Here is a 19,629-nt window from a genome sequence, read left to right on the forward strand (position 1 = left end):
TTGAGTTACATATTTATTACGAAGCAGTTACGGGTTGGTTAGTTTGGGAGCAGAAGAGGAGAGTGGATGGTGGGGAGTGTGAGGGGTGATGCGGGATTGTAATAGTGGGATGAGGGGAGGATACGATTTGTGAGTTTGATGATCTTAAAATTAAAAAGCCTCCGATTCTTTTGCAAGAACCAAAGGCTTTCGTTTAACTTAGAGTTTTGAGAGTTTCTTACAGTTTATAAGTAGCTTGGAAAGAATAACTCACACCAGTTCTATAGGATAAGAAAAGTTCTTTCTCATGAGTTAACTCGTTCTTCTGATAAACTCTATATCTAGTATCGAAGATATTCTGCGCAGCGACCTTGAATTCTAAATGATCTCCTCTTTTCGCAGTATAAACAACGTCAGTCAAACCGACGGCTCTTTCGTATGCATCTGGTAAATAGTTTGCTCCAACTGCATAAAGTCTGTCAGCAAAGTAGTTATAGTAAAGCCCGAGAGTTTGGGTTTTCTTCTCGTTTAAGTAGAAGTCGAACTTTAAGTTAAATACGAAAGGTGACTGACCTTGCAACGGTCTGGATAAATTCGTCGGATTGTAGGAAGCCACTCTGGATAGAGTATCCACCATTCCGGATTGAACTGCAATATACTGTTCCCAAGAAAGAACATCAACTCTTGATTTAATGAAGAACATATTGGTTTCGAACCGAAGCCAGCTTGTTAATTCTTTTCTAAAATCAAACTCAACTCCTCGAATTGTAGCTTGTTGAGCGTTAGCAAAGGTGAATTTCTGGCTGATACCACCTGCAACCGGTTGGCCGATCATCTCGATAGGATCGGAAATTTGTTTAAAGAATGCTCCAACTCCGACATAGTCTGTTGAATTCAGATAGTATTCGTAACGTAAATCGTAGTTATGAATATAAGATCTTTGTAGTGAGGAGTTACCGAATATTGTGTTCGCTCCATAATAAGGAGTAAACCCGAAAGGAGATAATTCTCTTAAATCCGGTCTTGTTAAAGTTTGGGTAACTGCAGCTCTTACGATCTGATCCTTTGCTAATTCCCAGTTTACGTTCAAGGAAGGAAGACGGTCTTTTGTTCTAAGTTCTCCGACCCCGTTGTTGAACTGATCGCAAACATTGTTTCGAACGAGTGCGATCCGAACGGTCTCGTCGTTTACACCGCATCCATAATCAAGATTCAGGTAACTTGCTGTGTTCCCTGTGTAATACGTTTTTACTTTTTGGTAACTGTCCTCGTAACGCACTCCAAATAATACTTTAAGTTTTGGTAAAATCGGCAAGTCCACTTGGCTATAATAAGCTTGTAGTTTTTGAGAAGCGGTATACGCGTTGGATTGGCCTGCTAATTGTAAGGAAAACTGATTTGTGTTGTCCAAGAAGGTAACCGGGTTTGAATAAACTTCGCCAGGTAGAGGATAACGTTCTAATCCAGTCGAAGTGTTCGGTTTTTGGCCATACCAGTAGAATGAGAAATCCTTTTCTCGGGATGTGATATAAGTTCCGAGTTTAAATAATGCCTTTAAACCCGACCACTGATCGAAAGGAATTTCATAGTTTAATTTTACAGTTTTCGTTATATCCCTAGTATTGGAGAAGAATCGAGATCCGTCATTCGAATCCCCTAATCTTGTCATATCGTAAGGATTTGGGTTGCCGATTCCTTGTCTCCATACTTGTTGTTGAAGATTCGGTTGATCTCTATCCGCTTGAGCGTAGTTCACTCTCCAGTCGAATTTGTGAGCGCGGTCTCCGAACCAATTCAACGCATGATCTCCGCCTAATGTATGGTGTTGGATCAAGCTGCTAGTATACTGAGTTGTTTGAGCCTTAAAATGAGCTAAGTTGATGTAATCGTTACCATCAGATTGACGGACAACTCCTTCTCCTTGCTGCGTGTATAAGGATTTGAGAAAAACCTGTTGACCTTTGGTGATTTCGTAAGCTAGGTTCATGTTGTTTCCCCAGTTACGTTCTTCGGTATAAAGGTCTGCTTTCTGATCTTGCAATTTATTTAAAGTAGAACCTGCAGTTGTTAATGGAATTGCAGCTGATCCTATATAACGATTAGATTCTTCTTGTCTGAATCTATAATTTCTGTTGTAAGTTGAGCCGACTAAAATCCCGATTCTTGAAGTTGCTCCAACCTTGAATGTGTCTCCGTAATTGATGGAGAAGTTTTTATCGAAAGGAGCAGGTCCCTTATCTGGGGTCCATTTTTGATTAAATTCTGCGGTACTTGCTTGGACTACACTCGGATCATATCCACCAAAAATGGAACCTGGAATTACCGGAGTCACGTTGGGAACATTTGCAAGAGGATTCTTTTGATTATCGTTAACCCCTCCAAGCATATTCCCTTGGTTCATGTTTAAGAATTTATGACCGGTTGTATTATAGTTTCCACCTGCTCCAACAGAAACAGTCAGTAATTTTTCTTCCGGATATTCTTGGGTCTCGATCTTTACAAGACCTCCGGAAAATTCAGCAGGCAATTCAGGGATAAATGTTTTAATGATCCTAACGTTCTTTAATACTCCGGAAGGGAATATATCCAATGCAACGACTCGTTTATCCGGTTCAGTGGAAGGAACTAATGTATCGTTTAATTCTGTGTTAGAATAACGTTCTCCTAAACCACGAACGAATACGAATTTACCACCTACTAATGTGATACCTGTAACTCTTCGAACGACTTCACCTGCGGAGGAGTCTGGGCTTTTCTTGATGGCTTCTTTTGAAATACCATCCGAAACGGAGGATGATTTCTTTTGCAAGGCGAGTAGGGCGGATTCGGCGTCGTTTAACGCTCTACCTTTAACGTCTACAGTTTCCAGAGTTTGAAGGCCAAAAGTGACGTTAATCACTTGGGCTTTTCCTGGAGTGACCGTAACGGAGCGTTTCTGAGCAGCAAAACCCATCATCTGAAATTCTACTTCGTGAGTTCCAAGAGGAAGTTCTAAGTCGTATGCTCCATCAAAATCCGATTTAGCAAATTTTTTAAGAGAACGAACGACAATGGTTGCACCGAATACGGCTTCACCATTGTCTCCATCCACGATTTTCCCTCTTACTTTTCCGGTCGCTTGAGCGAGAACATTCTCGGAAAAAGTGAAGATCAATAAAGCAATTGTAAGAAGTTTTATTTTCATAGTTTTATTCAGTTTTAATATTTCTTTAAACGATTAAGATCCAATAACGCAGACTTTAAATTTTCCCTGGTGTTCGATGACAAGTCTCACTTCTTCAAGTTCAACCTTATCTTTGCCGAAACTAATTACCAAGTTTCCTACTCGATGTCCTTTTAATACTCTAAGAGGTCGGTTTTCATATTTCCAAGTCAATGTCTCTATTCTGAAATTTTGACCTTTATGTTTTTTGAATACGTTTTGGATTTTCTCTAATGCTACGTATCTGCGAAGATCCGTAAATTTCCATGTCTGCTCTAAAGGCATTGTATTGGATAATGTATTCTCATCGATGGAGTTAGAGAGGAATATGTTGATATATTCATCTTTAGTAAAAATATAGCGATCTGACTGCCCGTTCTGAACAGCTTCTAAAAACTTTTGTATTGCTTCTTCTTTGCTATTGCTTAGATCTGAAATTTCATATCGATCTTTTATCTGAGACTTTAAGTAAGCCTTCGATTCTTCAATTTTACGAAAATATTCAGGGTCATCCCCTTTATATTCCTTTTTGCAATCACTTAAGATTATAGTTATAATAAGTGCAAAGACGATTTGCGAGTTAGCAAACATTCTGCCTTTCATTTTGTATCGATTCCCGGAATTTTATTTTTTATCTATTTATAAAAAGACCTCCTCTAGTGGAGGAGGTCTTTGATTTCAATTTAGTTTTTGATTAACGAGCTCTCCAAACAGACCAGCCAGAATACCAGCTGTTTCCACCAGTAGGAGTAACTACTGTAGTTCCGTCGAAGTCATACAAAGTGGTTCCAGTATCTGGAGCTCCACCCCAAGAAGTTTTTCCTGATACATTCGTTTTTAGGTCCGGTTTAAATCCCAAGAACCCGCAGTTACTTTGGGTTGTTGTGATAGAAGCAACCGGAGCGCTTGTTAAGGAAGTATCACGAGATCCTGTAGAAGTTGTTAGGGTGCAAGTCTGAACTTGGTCTGGGTTAGAATCACTTACTAAACCATCAATGATGGAAGTAGAATCTCCATAACCAGATCCACTTGTTGCAGCGCTTTCGCATTTAATGATTTGTTTAAATGCGTAAGCAAGACCATGCAAGAATAGACCTTTCATTCCTTCTCTATGACGTTCTGCATAACTTGCAGTTTCGTTTACACCGATTAGGGTATATTGGTCTACAAATGGATTGGAAGGTTCATCTCCAGCAGTTGCGCTAGGAGTTTTGGTAGTTCCGTCCACACCATCCATTTCCATTCCGCCTGGATCTGTAGAAGGAGTTCCTCCGCAGACTTTAGGATACTTAACTGCGATAATATATTTCAGTGCTCCAGAGAAACCTTCATCCATATCGAAGTCGTCATCCATACCACCGGTTCCAAGTAGGAATTTACCTTTGAAAGTACGCTCAGTTGCTCCACCAGTTCCAGTTAGGTTAGGAGAAGCTGCAGTTCCTACATCAGTAGCATTTGCACCTCTTCCGCCTCCCCACCATTCGAAGGAGTCATCCAAACCACGGTGAGCTTGAACGAAATTATAAGTTCCGTTATTAATCGCGTATTGTGAGTAAGAATTTAATTCGTCTCCAGGTGCAACCTCAGTACCAGCAAATTCATTGATGGTGTAATTGAGAGTAACAGAGCTAGAAGAACCGGAAGAAAGCGGATAAGACTGAGGAGAAGTTCCTTCAGTTAAAGCCGCTGCAGTTCTAGTGTTGTTACCGCTTCCGATAAAGGTTAAACCACCCCAGTCTCCAGGAAATCTGGATCCTCTTGCTTGCGCAGAAGTGAAACATACAGGGTTAGCAGCAGTTCCGTTGGTGACAAGGTTTGCACCGATAAAGAACAATGCAGATCCTCTTTCTCCGTAGACCACCGCACCTGCAGGAACTGTGATAGTTGCTCCGTTGGTTACAGTTACCGTTCCACGTAATAAAGTGAATGCTCCTAATGTCTTATTACTAGAAATATTTCCAGAAATAATCTCAGGATTTCCGATAGAGTCACACTTGTTTTCTCCAACAGTAGCGTTCGGGTTACTATATACACCTTTTACGGAAGTAATTAAAGTAATGTTTGAACCAAGAGTTGTTCCATCAAAAGTACCAGTAATTTGGAGACCAGCACTTGACGCTGCAACATCCGGATCTACTACACCAGTTTCATTTGAGAAAGTAACTTGGCTTACGCTTGTAGGATCGGCTGCGTCAACAGCTACAGCCATATCAAAAGTTCCAACTAATTCAGTATAGTTAGAAGCGCTATCGCAAGGGTTCGGGTTTCCAGTACATACTGTAGTATCCGGAACTGAGAAAACTTCTCCTTTGATAGTTGCGCTGGAAGCGCTGATTCTGGTAGTGATATTGAACTCAGCAGCGTCGTTGTTTCCACCGGCACTCGCACAAGCAACAGTGAAGTCAGTTCCCCCAGACACAATCTTGGAAGAAGTAAGTTTCACATACAAAGGTTTTGCGAAGGTTCCAAAGTTTGCAGGGAATTGTCCTGCGCAGTTTGCTTTTGCAAAAGTTCCTGATTGGGTTAACTTCCCATTGATAATGACGGTTGCTTCGTAACCAGCTCCGCCTAACCCTGCAAGAGCAAGCGCTGCGCCGCTACTTCCTCCGCCGGAATCACAGCCAACAAGAGCAATAGCAACTGCAAGAGCGCTTACTACTTTCGAGACTTTTTTATTTAACGATTTCATGGATCGAATTTCTCCTATTCATTCTGAAAAGAGGCCGAAATCCGATCGACCTCGAGGATTATGTTAGATAAAATACTTTACGACTTGATTACGTACCTGTTAAGGTTTTGGTTCTTTAGGGTAAAAGTAGTATTATTAAGAAGATCCCACCAAAAATGGCATAGTCAGTGTATCTTTCTTTATCAGGATAATTCTCCTGATCCTTTTGTTTCCACTCTACAGGTTTTGCTTCAACAGTAACGGACGTTCTGTCAAAACCTCTACGGGAGCCGTCTTCGAACTCAACAATTACACCTTGTTCTGTCTGTGTAGTTTTTACGTTCTCAATCACTTCTTTGGTTTTTGTATTGGTGACTGTGTCTGCAGAAAGAGTTCCCAAACATATTAGAAAAATTGAAATTGTAATAATAGTTCTCGTAATCATAATGTAATACTTCCGATTTACTGTATCCTCCTTATGGAAAGTATGGATACTCGTGCAATACGATTAAGATGAGAACTGTTACAAACAGATTAAATGTAATAAAGTAAAAGGTGAGAAAGAGTAAGGACTAGTTGATCTTGATTAGTCCTGGTATTAGGAAGAATGTTTACGTTTGGACGAAGTTCTCTAATTCTTCTAAAAGAATAGGTTTACTTAGGAAAAATCCCTGCGCTTCGTCGCAGCCAAGATCTTTGATCTTGCGCATTTGCATTTCAGTTTCTACACCTTCAGCAGTGATGCGGAGTCCTAAACTTTTTCCCAATGCAACGATCGTTTTGGAAATCGCCAATGAATTTGGGTCTGTTAGGATTTTGCGTACAAAGGATTGGTCTACTTTTAAGGTTTTGAGCGGTATTTTACTTAAATAAGAAAGGCTGGAATATCCTGTTCCGAAATCGTCCAAAGCAAGGGAAATCCCCCAAGAATGCAATTCTCCCATATTTCCAAGGCAGATTGAATATTAGTAATCAGGCTGGATTCTGTGATTTCAAGTTCCAGATCTTCTACACTTAGGTTATTTTTCTCTAAGATATCTAGGACTTTTTTAGCTATATTCTTATCTTCCAATTGTTTAGCTGATAAGTTTACTGAGATACGGATCGGGGGCAGTCCTCTCTTTTTCCAATTTCCCAAGTCTTCCATAGATTTAGAAAGAACCCATTCCCCCATCTCTCCAATGATCCCGCTTTCTTCTGCGATTGGTATGAAGATAGTAGGGGAAATAACTCCGTATTCAGGATGATTCCATCTAAGCAAAGCTTCTGCAGAGATCTTTTTGCCTGTTTGGACTTCTATTCTTGGCTGGTACTGAATGAATAATTGGTTTTTAGAGATCGCAAGTTTCAGATCTTTTTCGAGAAGGTATTTTTCCTTCATTCTTTCTTTCCATTCGGAAGAATAAGTTTGGATCTTCGAAGTTCCGGAAAGTTTCGCTTGGTTTAATGCAGTTTCCGATTTCCATAAAAGCTGATCGGAAGATTTTCCATCATAAGGAAAAACTGATATTCCAATTCGTATCTCGGAAGATATCTGCTGGTCTACAACGTTTAGAGGAGAAGATGTACTGCTCTGGATTTTTGCCGCCCAGATCTCTGAATCGGTTTCTAAAATTTGTGAAGAAGAAGGTAGGGGGAAGAAGGAGAATTCTCCGTCTCCAGTTCTTGCAAGAACAGTTTCAGGTCCGAGCATTGTTTCCAATTTTTGGACTAATGATCTGAGATATAGATCTCCCATATGCACACCTAAATTGGATCGTATCTGTTTTAAGTGAATGGCTTCTAAAGAAAGAACAGGAAAACTTAATATTTCTTCTCTCATCGAAAGTTCGTGCAGAGAATTACTTAATCTTTCTAAGAATAGATCTCTATTCGGTAGTCCAGATAGACCATCATAGTTTGCCATATAATGGATGAGTTCATCCAATTTACGAACTGTGGCGACTGTATCCGCCATCAAGGAGCCAGCCTCGTCTCGGAATACTGTGGGTAGATTTGGGATCTCTCTTACGCTCAGATATCTATTTAGAGAGTTAGAAGTAAGTATTACAGGAGCTAAAAGTTTATGTAATGCAAGAAGTGTGGCGGCAGTTCCCACAAGAGTCGCGACAAGTGCTATTCCTAAAATTTTGAATGCAGTTTGTGCATCTTGGACAGTAGATATTACAAAAAATAATAAAAGTGTGATGAGCGGAACATGGGTCCCGAGAAAAGCAACCAGCATAATTTTGCTGGAATAGGTTTTAAGAATTCGGATCTTACTAAGATAAGAATAAAAATTTAATCCGTTAAGACTCATTAAGGTTTTCCTTGGAATAGGAACGTTATACGTTTTCGCGTGGGTGTTTTGGTTTTCGTCTTAAAGGAGGTAATAATTTTTCTACTTATAAACCATGCTTTTGAAGGGGGCCTCCTAAACAAGGACAAAAATCAAACAGGCTAGAGAGAAGTGTTTAGTTGATAATTTATTTTTTAAATGCAGGAACTCCAGCACGGAGCACACAGAGGGGTGAAGAAAGTAAATTAACGTTCCAATTTGCCGATTCTATCCATTTTAAAACAATTGTTAGAAAAAATGTATTCCTGGAGATTTTTTTCTTGCCCGAGATTGAGTTTATGTTATAATACCAAACGTTCGAAATAAATTAAACAGATTGATTTTCCCGAAGAAATGCGGGATAGGAGAGAGAGATGAGTGTAGGGAAAAGATTATCCTTCTTGATCGCATACCTGATCCCGGGGCTTGCCGTGGCTGGTTACTATTTGGGGGGAAGTTTTAATTTTTTAACTTTGGCGGTGGTATTCGGAATTCTTCCGGTCATGGATCTTTGGATCGGGCCGGATGCAAGCAATCCTAAGGAAGAAGATGTGCCGGAGCTTCAAAAGGAATTCTATTTTAGATTTCTGACCTATGGTTGGGCATGGATCCAATTTGTATTAGTAATTTGGGCTTTGTGGGAGATCCAAACTCAAACTCTTTCCGCGTTGGAGTGGGGAGCTTTTGTTCTGGCGATCGGCGTGAACACAGGTGGGATCGGGATCACAGTGGCTCACGAGCTTGGGCATAAGAACACTAAGATTGAACAATGGTATTCTAAGTTCATTCTTATGACTGTATGTTATATGCACTTTTTTATAGAACATAACCGTGGCCATCATGTGAATGTTTCTACTCATGAAGATCCTGCTTCCAGTAGAAAAGGTGAGTCATTCTTTGCATTCTATCCAAGAACCGTTGTTGGAAGTTTGACTAGCGCTTGGAATTTAGAGAAAAAAAGATTGGGCAAACTTGGAAAGTCCGCTTGGACCTTGGACAATGAGATGATCACATCTATGATCATTCCCGTTTTATTTATTTCTGCAGTGACTGGGATTTTTTATGCAATCACTGGTAATTTGAATTGGCAGGTGCCAGTATTTTTCTTTGTGCAAAGTTGGATTGCATTCTCTCTATTGGAGCTCGTGAATTATATAGAACATTATGGTTTGGCTCGTAAGGAACTATCTCCTGGAAAATTCGAGAAGGTTCTTCCTATACATTCATGGAACCAAAACTTCAGCCTGTCTAATGCATTTTTGTTCCAATTACAAAGACACTCCGATCACCATGCGAATGCAGGAAGAAGATACCAATCCTTGAGACATTTTGAAGAAAGCCCGCAACTTCCTTATGGTTATGAATTGATGATACTTCTGGCTTTATTTCCACCACTTTGGTTTAAGGTGATGGATAAAAAATTGGAAGAATGGAAGAACCAACATGGAGAATCTTCCTCAAGCTCCTCCGGAAAAAGGGAACCTGCTACTGCATAGTCCTGTCTAAAAAGTAGATCTTTTTGGTAAAGAGTTAGAGGCTGCCCTCTAACTCTTCTTTTTTCTTAAAGGACTAAGATGGTCTTTTAGTTTTTGTATTTTTCTAAAACCTTAAGGGTCCTTTGCATATCGTCTCTTTGTTGTTGCAGATCCTTCTTCAATAGTTCCGGAAGTTTTTTATTTTGATCTAAGAACTCTTGTGTTCTCTTTAATAAATTCGGATCCGGTTCGAAAGAAGGGAACATCATATGGCCGAATGCAGAAGCAAAATGTGGATCTCTTGTTTCATACACTGAGATCACCGAATTAAAATAAGAATCTGTATAAGAGACTAGTAGATTCTTTTGGTGATTCCATTGGAATCCTCTCATTCCGTATCTTAAGAAGTCAGTTGAATCTCCTTCTTTAGGTTTCAGGAATCTTTCCCAGGATTCTTTTTTGGTTTTAGCATCTGGGAAGGAAATTTGAGCTAAGAATGCCTTCTTTGCTCCAAGATCTGTATTATCTTTCGTAACTTCTTCTTCGATCCTTTTGGAGGATTCAGGATCCCCATAAGCGCTTAGCCTGGATAGAATGACCCAACGTCTTTCTTGGTCCATTGTAATGCCTGGAATACTTTTTTTCTGATCCAATAATTCTTTCAGATAAGAAAGTTGTTCTGGAGATTTAGAAGTATTTTCTAATATTCTAAACCATAAGATCTGTTCTTGTTCTGGGTTTTGTGCTAAGAGAGATTTTTCCTTGGCGATACTGTTCAGTTTGTCTGACCAGTTTCTCTTCTCTGCTTCCGGAATATAATTATCAATTACTGTCAGAGCTTTGGTGAGTATATGGCTGTTTCGAACGGAAAGATCAGTTTCTTTTAAGCCTTGGTCCAAAGCTAACTCTAGGAACTCCTTAGGTGCAAGTTCGGCATCTCTTACCATTTGCCATAAACTTCCCCATACAACTCTTCTAGAAAAACGATCCTTTAGAGTGTGTAGGCTTCTTTTTAAGATAGGAAGTGATTCTTTGCTTAGGTAGGTTTTGGCATATGCAAAGTCTTCTGTGTTTAAAAGTAGAAGGTCCGCTTCACCGGAATAATTCTCTTCGAGTAGGGTTTCTTTTCCTTTTACGAGTATTCTTTTTTTCCAGACTTCTTCTAATATTCCGTTCTTCTCTCTGAATAAGGAAGCTTGGAGTGCATGCGTGCGTAGAAGCCCATTTGTAGCAGAAGGTCCTTGGTGTAAAAATAATCTACCGTTTTGGCGGACTGGGCTGAGAGTGTTTACTCCGGTTGTTTCGAGCCATTCTTTACTCCAGCCTCTGATATCGATCCCACTGGTTTCAGACATACAGGAAAGAAAATCGTTTAGAACTGTATTTTTCTCTGCATGTCTTTTGAAATAAAGCCTCATCGCATCTCTGAATTTTTCTTCACCTACATAATACATCAATTGGCGAAGAACTGAGGCACCTTTGGAATAGGAGATCCCGTCGAAATTGCTGATTGCTTCTAATGTATTTTCTGCTTTTCCTGCAATAGGGTGAGTGGTAGAAAGTTGGTCTTCTCTATAAGCCCATTCTTCCCTTACATAAAAATGTTCTAATGCATCTGGGAAAATTTTCCCGTTAGACATGGAATAATAAGAAAGATAATCCGCAAAACTTTCGTTTAGCCAAAGATCGTTCCACCATTTCATTGTGACCAGGTTTCCAAACCACATATGTACCATTTCGTGATACACAGTGTTTGCTCTGTTTAAGTATTCAGAATAGATCCTTGGACCTCTAAAAATATAACTTTCGGAGAATGTGACTGCTCCCACATTTTCCATGGCTCCCATATTGAATTCAGGCACAAATATCTGGTCGTATTTTCCGTAAGGATAAGGAACTCCAAAATATCCCTGGAGAAAACCGAAAGCTTCTTTGGTGATCGCAAATAAATTCTCGGCGTCCATATACTTTGAGAGAGATTTTCTACAGAATATTCTAAGAGGAATTTCTCCTGCCTTATCTTCCCAAACTGCGTAAGGCCCTACGATCAAAGAGAATAAATAAGTGGAGAATTTTTTGGTCTTATTGAACTTTATGTTTTTATAATTCCCTTTAGTTTCTTCCGATTTTGGGACTGTATTATGGATATAGGTCCATTCAGAAGGCCCTGTGATCTCTAATTCATAAGTTGCTTTTAGATCTGGCTGGTCAAAAGAAGGGAATAATCTATGGGCTTCGAATGGTTCGAAGTCAGTATGCATGTATTCTGCTTTGTCGGCAGGGTCTGTAAATTTATGAAAACCAGAACCACTATGATCAAATGCATTTTTGTATTTGATCTTAAGCTCGTTTTTGCCTTCTGCTAATAATTCTCCGGATAAGAAGAGTGCGGATTCTTTCTTTTCGTAATTTGTTTCTTCTTTTCCGTTCAGCCAAAGGATCTCTATCTTCTTGGATACAAAGTCTACTTTGAGTTTTCCCTTTTTGCCGCCACTATAAACAAATCTAACTGTAGTTTCTCCCTCGTATTCTTGGGATCCTTTTTCCAGTTTTAATTTTAAGGTATAGTCCACTTCCGAGATCTGCCCGGAGCGGAGCATTGCTTCTTGTTGGGTAAGAATATTATCCATATTAAACCGTTATATCCTTTAGATCCATTTTTCGAAGGCGAGGCGAGATTGCGGTAATGATCCCTACAGTTAAAAGAGTGAGCGTTCCTCCTATAACCACAGAAGGGACGAGGCCAAATGCTTTTGCAGTTGCCCCGGATTCGAATGCTCCTAGTTCGTTAGAAGAACCAATGAATATATTATTCACAGCGGAAACTCTTCCTCTCATATGTTCTGGAGTATACATTTGAACGATTGTATGACGGATCACAACACTTACCATATCAAAGGAACCACTTACGATCAAGGCCGCGCAAGATAAGTAGAAGTTTCTAGAAAGTGCAAATACGATCATACATATCCCGAAACCAAATACGCTGCTAAGCAATATGATCCCTGAATTTGATTTAGGAGGTTTTACTGCGATAAATAATGCACAAAGAACCGCACCGATTGCAGGAGCAGATCTTAAAATTCCATAATATTCAGGACCCATTCCCAAAACTTCTCTGGAGAATGTAGGGATAAGTGCGACTGCTCCACCGAATAAAACTGCAAATAGATCCAAACTGATTGCGCCTAAGATCAACTGATGGCCGAACACGAACTTCCAACCGGTTCCTAAACTTTTCCAAATGGATTCCTTCTCCCCTTGTTTTTCAGGAACAGGTTTAGAAGGAACAAGTAACAAAAGAAATAAAGAGAATAACATGATACAGAAATCTGCAAGGAAAGCTGTCTGCACTCCATTAAATCCAGTCAGAAGTCCACCAAGCATTGGACCTAAAACTGCAGAACCCTGCCATGCAACACCACTCCAAGTAGCAGCGTTCGGAAAAATTTCCTTAGAGACTAATTGAGTTTGAAAAGCTGCAATACTTGGAGATAAAAATCCTCTACAAATTCCGGAGAAGAAGATCACAGAATAGATCGGATACACCCAATATTTTTCGATCACCCATTCAAAACCAGGAAGGGTGAATAATAAAAGTAAGAAAGAACTAAAAGTCAGACCACTTAAGGAAAGAAAGATGATCTTCTTCCTTGGGAAACTATCCACGACCAATCCTGAAAAAAGAGAAACCGCTACATTAGGCACAAGCTCTGCAAATCCGATCAAGCCCACGAAAAATGCATCGTGAGTGATATGGTCAATCTGCCAGAAGACCACGGTGGATTGCATAACGAATGAAAGTGTGACCAAAAATTTTCCGGCCAGAAAGTTCCTGAATTCAGGAACCTGTAAAGATACGAATGGGCTCGTGTTTGCGGATTTTGTCATGAGATAGTTCTACTTCTTCTTTTCTCCGAATTTTAAAAAGAATAATCCGAATGCAGCCACGACCATTGCGTGGTGTAGGATATTCTTCTCTAAAATTTCGGAAATTTTGTTTAAAGGATATTGATACACTTCTATTTGTTCGCTTTCATCCAGTTCCTGTCCATCCGGATGAGGATAAACGTTTCTGGCGATATAAGTATGACACCAATTGTTCATGAAAGCGGGATTTGCAGAAACCTTTCCTAAATATTCCCACTCGTCAGAGATAAAACCAGTCTCTTCTCTCAGTTCTGCTTGTGCGGATTCTAAGATTGAATTTTTTTCAGCGATTCCGCCTGGGATTTCCAAACAGTAAGAATGCAATCCGTGTCTGTATTGATCGATCAGTATCACATTTTCGTCTGAAGTAAGTGCGATTACATTTACCCAATCCTTGGATTCTACTTTGAAAAAATTGCCTGAGATTGTTTTGTCTGGAGAAATTTTAGGAACTGAGACTAACTCAAAAATTGGAGTTTTGAAGGAGGAAGTTTTTTTTCCTTCTTCCCAAAGATTGGAATCGGGGAGGTAATTTTCTGGGCGGAATTCTTGCATATCTGCCGTCTTTTCCAGTTTTTTGAAATCCTTTCAGATTCGCAAACCTTTGCCTGTACGCGGTTGACAAGAAGAGAAAAATCAGGATTATGTCGCTTATACCAGGGGTTCGAAAAACCAGATTTTTCGGATCCTTTAGATTATTTTGCCCTCATAAAATCTGATGAAAGAAGATACAAATCAAAGTCTGGATCTGTTTTCCCATCTGGAAATTTCGGACGGGAAAGCAGAAGAACCTGCGCAAGAACTGCCATTACTCAGCTTTTCGGAATCCATTTCCCTTCCAAAAGAAGAAGTGCCAGAGGAATCCTACGGTTCTTCCTTTTATGAAGAAGACGATTTTTCGGAAGTTTCTGAACCGGAACCAGTGGTAGGAACTCCAGACCAGGTAGAAGTCTCAGTTCTCACCGAGGTCGAGTCCGAATCTTCCGAAGTTTCAATTTCAACCGAAGTCCAATCTGATATTACGGAAGTTCCTGCGGAGAAGGATCAAGAAACTATAGAAAAACCTTCTGCTCCCAAAAGAAAAAGAGAAGAAAAACCCAGGGAACCTCGGGATTCCGCTGCTATTTTCCTAAGTCTGTCTCCGGAACAGGCTCGCGCTGTTCAAACTATCCAAGGTCCTCTTTTAATTTTTGCTGGTGCAGGTTCTGGAAAAACAAGAGTGATCTCTAACCGGATCGCTCATATGATCCAGGACCATCATATTCCTGCGGGGAAGATAGTTGCATTGTCCTTCACAAATAAAAGTGCAAAGGAAATGGGAGAAAGGGTTCGTAAATTAATTCCTAGGAATTTATTAAAAGGGATTACACTTTCTACATTCCACTCTCTTGGACTCGGAATTTTAAAAAAACATATTGAGAAGTTGGATTATAAACAACCTTTCCTTCTTCTAAACCAAGCTGACCAAGAAGGTCTTGTCACTGGAATGCTTGTGGCCCAAAAGTTGGAGCCTAAACGTCCTCAGATCATGGAAGTTCTTTCTAAAATTTCCAGGATCAAAAACTCAGGGGAAGATTATTTAGCTGATATGAGGACCTCTATGAATGAGGGAGATCTTCTGGCTGCTTCTCTTTTTCAGCAATACCAAGACACTTTAAAAGAACAGAACTCTATAGACTTCGATGATCTAATCCTTCTACCTTCTAAACTTTTAAGACAGTTCGAAGAAGTAAGAGATGAATACCATAAAAAGTTCCAATACTTCATGGTGGATGAGTTCCAGGATACAAACCCGATCCAATATGAATTTTTAAGAGCTCTCATGGGAGAATCGGACAATCTATGCGTGGTAGGTGATGACGATCAGTCCATCTATGCATTTAGAGGTTCTGATGTAAGTTTGATCCTTGGATTCGAAAATGATTTTAAAGGTGCAAACGTTATCCGTCTCTTAGAGAATTATAGATCCACTGATATCATAGTCTCTGCTGCAAACTCTCTGATTCGTCATAATCTTTCCAGAAGATCCAAGGAACTTTTCTCTAAGGTGCCTGGTGCGCTCAAAGTGAAGTATGTGGAAAGAAGTGACGAGAAAGACGAAGCGGAATGGGTTGCGGAAAGTATCCGAGAAGAGATCATCAAACAAGCTAGAAAGGGAAGCCAGATCGCAATTTTATTCCGTACGAACTTCCAATCCAGACCTTTTGAAGAAGCATTTAGATCTAGAGAAATGCCTTATAAGGTAGTGGGTGGTTATAACTTCTTCGACCGTAAAGAAGTCCGAGATCTGATCTCTTATATCCGTATCATCGCAAACCAGAAGGACGATGCATCTTTATTAAGAATTATTAATTATCCGAAACGTGGGATCGGTGCCGGATCCATCTCTCTTGTGCATGAAAAAGCGGCTCAGAACAAAGAATCTCTTTATGAGACATTATTCAGGGTCTGCGAATCCCCGGATTTTATCCCAGATTTGAACCGCAAAATTTCTTCCGAGATCTATAATTTCGTAAATTTGATCGAAAAGGCTAAGAAAAAGTTCTCATCTTCTCCAAGGCTATTCTTCGCATTACGAGAGTTAATCGCAGATCTGGGTCTTGAAAAAGAGATCGTGTTGGAAGAGAAAGAAGAGAAGGTCGCGAAGGCCCGTATATATAATATGTCCGAGCTTGTGAACATGCTAGCGTTCTTCGAAGAGAATAATGACTCAGGTGAAAAACCTACACTATTCGACTTTATCAACCGTTTGGCGATGCTTATGGAAGATGAGCCTTCTGACGAGAAAGAAGATAATCGAGTACAGTTACTCACCATTCACCAATCTAAAGGATTAGAATTCGAGTCTGTTTATGTCGTAGGACTAGAAGAGGGGATTTTACCTTCCGGAAGAGCCACTGTAGAAGACCAATCTGTGGACGAAGAGCGGCGTTTGATGTATGTAGCGATGACTCGGGCGAAGAGGCATTTGTGCTTGACAGGTGCCGCTAATCGCCGCAAATTTGGGGAGCAATTGGCCTCCGAGCCTTCTCGCTTCCTTAAGGAGATAGATCCGGAGACTTTGGACTGGCTTTCTAACGAAGAAACCAGACAACAGGAGACTAGTGATTTCCTGCAAGAGCTCGAAAAATTGAAAATCGGATGAGAAAATGAGTAAATATCTGACAATATTGTTTATCGGAGCTCAATTCCTCCTCTACTGTGCAAGTACACAAAAAGAAGGGGCGGTTTCCGCCAATTTAGAGACCCAGGTCCGAGCGGAAATCAAGGGAATAGACCAGCAATTAACTGATCTACACCCTGAAGACAAAAGACGTTCCGAGCTACTCCTCCAAAAATCCAAACTTTTACTAAAAATCGAATCTTTCAAAGAAGCTTCCCTCGTACTCCGAGAAGTTCAAAATTCCAAAGATGGTCGTAATCTTCAGCATTTGGACCATTATTTAGGTTCTGCCTATCTTGGGATCAATGACTATGATAATGCTATCGTTCATTTCCGTAAATCGGACAATGTAGATCGCGATTTTGAGTCAGTTACCCGCAAAAAAATGTGGGCAAGAGCGTATTTCGAAGATGAGAAATATGGCCAAGCTCTCGGGATTTTAGGCAGAGCTTCCAGAGAGAAAAACTTCGAAAAAGATCTATTCTACTATGAGACCGTAGTAGTCAGCTTCTACAGAATTAAGGAATACAAAAGATGTCAGTTGGTTCTGGAAGAGGGATTACAGAAATTTCCGGAAAGCCTAGTACTGAAGGAAACCTCGGAGAAAATCAGCCAGGTTCTCCAACGGTAATTTACCTCACTTTCCCTCTCCCTAAAAATCCATTATTTAAAAAGGACAGCGTGACATTTCAGATCGCTGTCCCGGATAAACTGTATCGATTCGCATCTTCTTCCTTTTCAAAGATACAAACTATCACTGAAAAACCTTCCTTTAGAAAGATATCCATTGCTCTAATTGTAGTTTTCCTTCTTCTTGCGACAGCTAAAGAAACTGCAGAATGGTACTTCGTAAGAAGAGTGTTGGATTTACGCGGGGTGAAGGAACTCACTCGCGGATTCATCAACGAAGAATTGGACAGGGCAGTAACACTTGGAGTCGTAGAATACGAATTTCCAAATCATGTATTTATAGAAGATCTAAAAATTTCCAGCGATGAGGACTTTGCTTCTCAGAGAATGATCTTCAAAGCAAACAAAATAGAATTATTATTAAGAGGTCTTTGGAAAGGCCAACCTTCCGTAAGAGCGATTCGAGTGCGTAACGCACAATTGAGTATCGATCTGGAAGATAGGATCTCCGGGGAAATTCTATCCTATATCCATAAGATCAATATTCCTGAGATCAGATTAGAAGATACAACAGTTACAGTTTATAAAGGTGGCAAGGTCCTTTTAGAAAATGTGAAAGGAATCGATTTTAATATCCGAAAAGAGGATACTAAGATCAATGTTCAAATTTCTGATTCTCTATTTCCTATTCCGGGATTTAGATATGTGAGCGGAAAGTTCAGCACTGATATCGGAAGTAAAAATATGAATTTGGAAATTCTGTTTAAGAATGCAAAGGCAGAAAATTCCGGAGGTTTATATTCAGAATTCTCTCAGTTTTATCCTAAGAAGGGAAAAATTTCGGGCCGTGCCGTTCTGGAATCAGATGGAACCAATTTAAAGGTCGAAGGTAAAACAGAATTTTCTAATGTAAAAGGGATCGTTTTACAAGAGCTTCCTTTGCAAAGCGAAGTTTGGGAATGGAAAGATATAGATCTGGAACATGAATGGACTCGTAATCAGAAAGGTGATGTCTTTACTGAAGAACATAAGATATTTTCTGGAGAGGATAAACTTACTCTTCTGAAATCTAAAAATGAGAAAGGACTGAAGTCCTGGGATTTAAGCCTTACTGTCCAAGATTTAGATGATATTCGTAATTTTCTGCCAGTTTCTTCTGATTTAAAAACTCTAGGTGGAAGTTTAGATCTACATTGGAAGGGAACTGAAACCGGAAGTTATGGAGACTGGATGAAGTCAGAGGCTAAATTTTCTCTCCAAGATTTTGTGTGGAAGGATACTTATTTGGATCTGGAAATCAAAGATGGGGAATTAGCTTGGAATCCTGCAGGAATTTTAGAAGCAAAATTCAAAGGAAAACAATTTGGTCTTCCTTGGTCGGCAAATCTAAAAGGCAAAACAGGATATAAAAAGGGGATCAAGGGAGATGGGACCGCTTACTTTCCTTTACAGGGAGAATATAATTTAGAGTTAGAGACTGACTCAATCGTTCTTTCAAATTTTTTTCCTTTATATAGTTCAGTTCGCCAATGGATACGAGAAGATATCCATACTAGAATGGAAAAGCTCATACCGGAGATTAATTTTACTAGAACCCCAATCTATAAATATTTCTTAGAAAATCCCACAGGTAGTCTTAAACTTACAGCTAAGGAAGTGAAATGGGATCTCGGACTTCCGAGTATGGGTAAGTTGGATGTGGGTTTGAAATTTGCACCTTCTCAATCTAGATTGGATGCAAGTATTGCTGGTTCGGGAACCGCTAAATTGAATTCATATTTTACGTATGGTACTGATAATCCTTATTTCGGAATAGATTTCGAGACGATCAATTTGGCTTGGGGAGTTCCAAGCTTTTCATTCTGTGGTGGAGATTTGATCCCTGAAAGTTTGGATTCAGACGGTAATATTAGATTTAACGGAAATAATTTCCTAGACATTCATGATAGAATGTATGTCACCATAGACAAGGTGAAACTTTCAAATACCGTTTGGAAAGGAAAGGGAGAATTTCCAGTTCCAGTTCCTGCTAAGTTTGAGATGGGATTTGATTATTGGAATCCTGGCAGCCCACCCAAAAGAAACGTTTATTGGAAGGGTGGAAACGTAAGTGCCACTGCGAATTCTTATATAGATTCTGATTCTGTTAAATACTTTGTGACTGGGAATACTTACTCGCTTTCCAGTGAATCCAATTCTGCAGTTCCGATTTCTGCATTTGCTTTTAAGATTAAAGAGAATCGCGCCGGCTGCGTGAAAGAGTAG

Annotated in this window: 11 protein-coding genes and 1 pseudogene; 4 read left to right on the plus strand and 8 right to left on the minus strand. The window is 39.8% G+C overall.

The window, feature by feature from the left end; all coding sequences use genetic code 11:
- Positions 1–217: 217 nt before the first annotated feature.
- From CH362_RS05135 to CH362_RS05155, 5 genes and pseudogenes are all read right to left on the minus strand, one after another.
- Complete coding sequence (locus CH362_RS05135) at positions 218–3,163, minus strand: TonB-dependent receptor domain-containing protein (protein ID WP_100709300.1); 2,946 nt, start codon at positions 3,161–3,163, stop codon at positions 218–220.
- Positions 3,164–3,196: 33 nt separating this feature from the next.
- Positions 3,197–3,772, minus strand: a complete 576-nt coding sequence (locus tag CH362_RS05140; protein ID WP_244280481.1) for a hypothetical protein — start codon at positions 3,770–3,772, stop codon at positions 3,197–3,199.
- A 103-nt stretch (positions 3,773–3,875) separates the two neighbouring features.
- Positions 3,876–5,870 carry a hypothetical protein gene (locus tag CH362_RS05145; protein ID WP_100709302.1) on the minus strand — a complete coding sequence of 665 codons (1,995 nt, stop codon included), beginning with the start codon at positions 5,868–5,870 and terminating at the stop codon, positions 3,876–3,878.
- A 115-nt stretch (positions 5,871–5,985) separates the two neighbouring features.
- Positions 5,986–6,294 (minus strand): LIMLP_04285 family protein, encoded by a 309-nt coding sequence (locus CH362_RS05150; protein ID WP_100709303.1) that lies wholly within the window; start codon positions 6,292–6,294, stop codon positions 5,986–5,988.
- 166 nt (positions 6,295–6,460) lie between these two features.
- Positions 6,461–8,148: pseudogene (locus CH362_RS05155) on the minus strand (putative bifunctional diguanylate cyclase/phosphodiesterase).
- 392 nt (positions 8,149–8,540) lie between these two features.
- Between CH362_RS05155 and CH362_RS05160 the strand changes: the two are divergent.
- Positions 8,541–9,662, plus strand: a complete 1,122-nt coding sequence (locus CH362_RS05160; protein WP_100709304.1) for an alkane 1-monooxygenase — start codon at positions 8,541–8,543, stop codon at positions 9,660–9,662.
- Positions 9,663–9,748: 86 nt separating this feature from the next.
- Here the strand turns inward: CH362_RS05160 and pepN are convergent, their stop codons facing one another.
- Genes pepN through CH362_RS05175 form a run of 3 tightly spaced genes read right to left on the minus strand, consistent with a single transcriptional unit; the run spans position 9,749 to position 14,126 of the window.
- Positions 9,749–12,271: an aminopeptidase N gene (pepN, locus tag CH362_RS05165; RefSeq protein ID WP_100709305.1), complete on the minus strand. Its 2,523-nt coding sequence runs from the start codon at positions 12,269–12,271 to the stop codon at positions 9,749–9,751.
- Position 12,272: 1 nt separating this feature from the next.
- Complete coding sequence (locus CH362_RS05170) at positions 12,273–13,532, minus strand: MFS transporter (RefSeq protein WP_100709306.1); 1,260 nt, start codon at positions 13,530–13,532, stop codon at positions 12,273–12,275.
- Positions 13,533–13,541: 9 nt separating this feature from the next.
- A complete protein-coding gene (locus CH362_RS05175; RefSeq protein ID WP_100709307.1) occupies positions 13,542–14,126 on the minus strand; it encodes an NUDIX hydrolase in 585 nt (194 codons plus the stop codon).
- Positions 14,127–14,289: 163 nt separating this feature from the next.
- Between CH362_RS05175 and CH362_RS05180 the strand changes: the two genes are divergently transcribed.
- From CH362_RS05180 to CH362_RS05190, 3 genes are read left to right on the plus strand one after another with little or no spacing between them, the layout of a single operon-like run.
- Complete coding sequence (locus tag CH362_RS05180; protein ID WP_100709308.1) at positions 14,290–16,716, plus strand: ATP-dependent helicase; 2,427 nt, start codon at positions 14,290–14,292, stop codon at positions 16,714–16,716.
- Positions 16,717–16,720: 4 nt separating this feature from the next.
- A complete protein-coding gene (locus CH362_RS05185) occupies positions 16,721–17,365 on the plus strand; it encodes a tetratricopeptide repeat protein (RefSeq protein ID WP_100709310.1) in 645 nt (214 codons plus the stop codon).
- Complete coding sequence (locus CH362_RS05190) at positions 17,269–19,629, plus strand: LIC_12586 family protein (RefSeq protein ID WP_208859539.1); 2,361 nt, start codon at positions 17,269–17,271, stop codon at positions 19,627–19,629. Before CH362_RS05185 ends, CH362_RS05190 begins: the two co-directional genes overlap by 97 nt.

The sequence above is a fragment of the Leptospira saintgironsiae genome (assembly GCF_002811765.1).
GTDB lineage: Bacteria > Spirochaetota > Leptospiria > Leptospirales > Leptospiraceae > Leptospira_B > Leptospira_B saintgironsiae.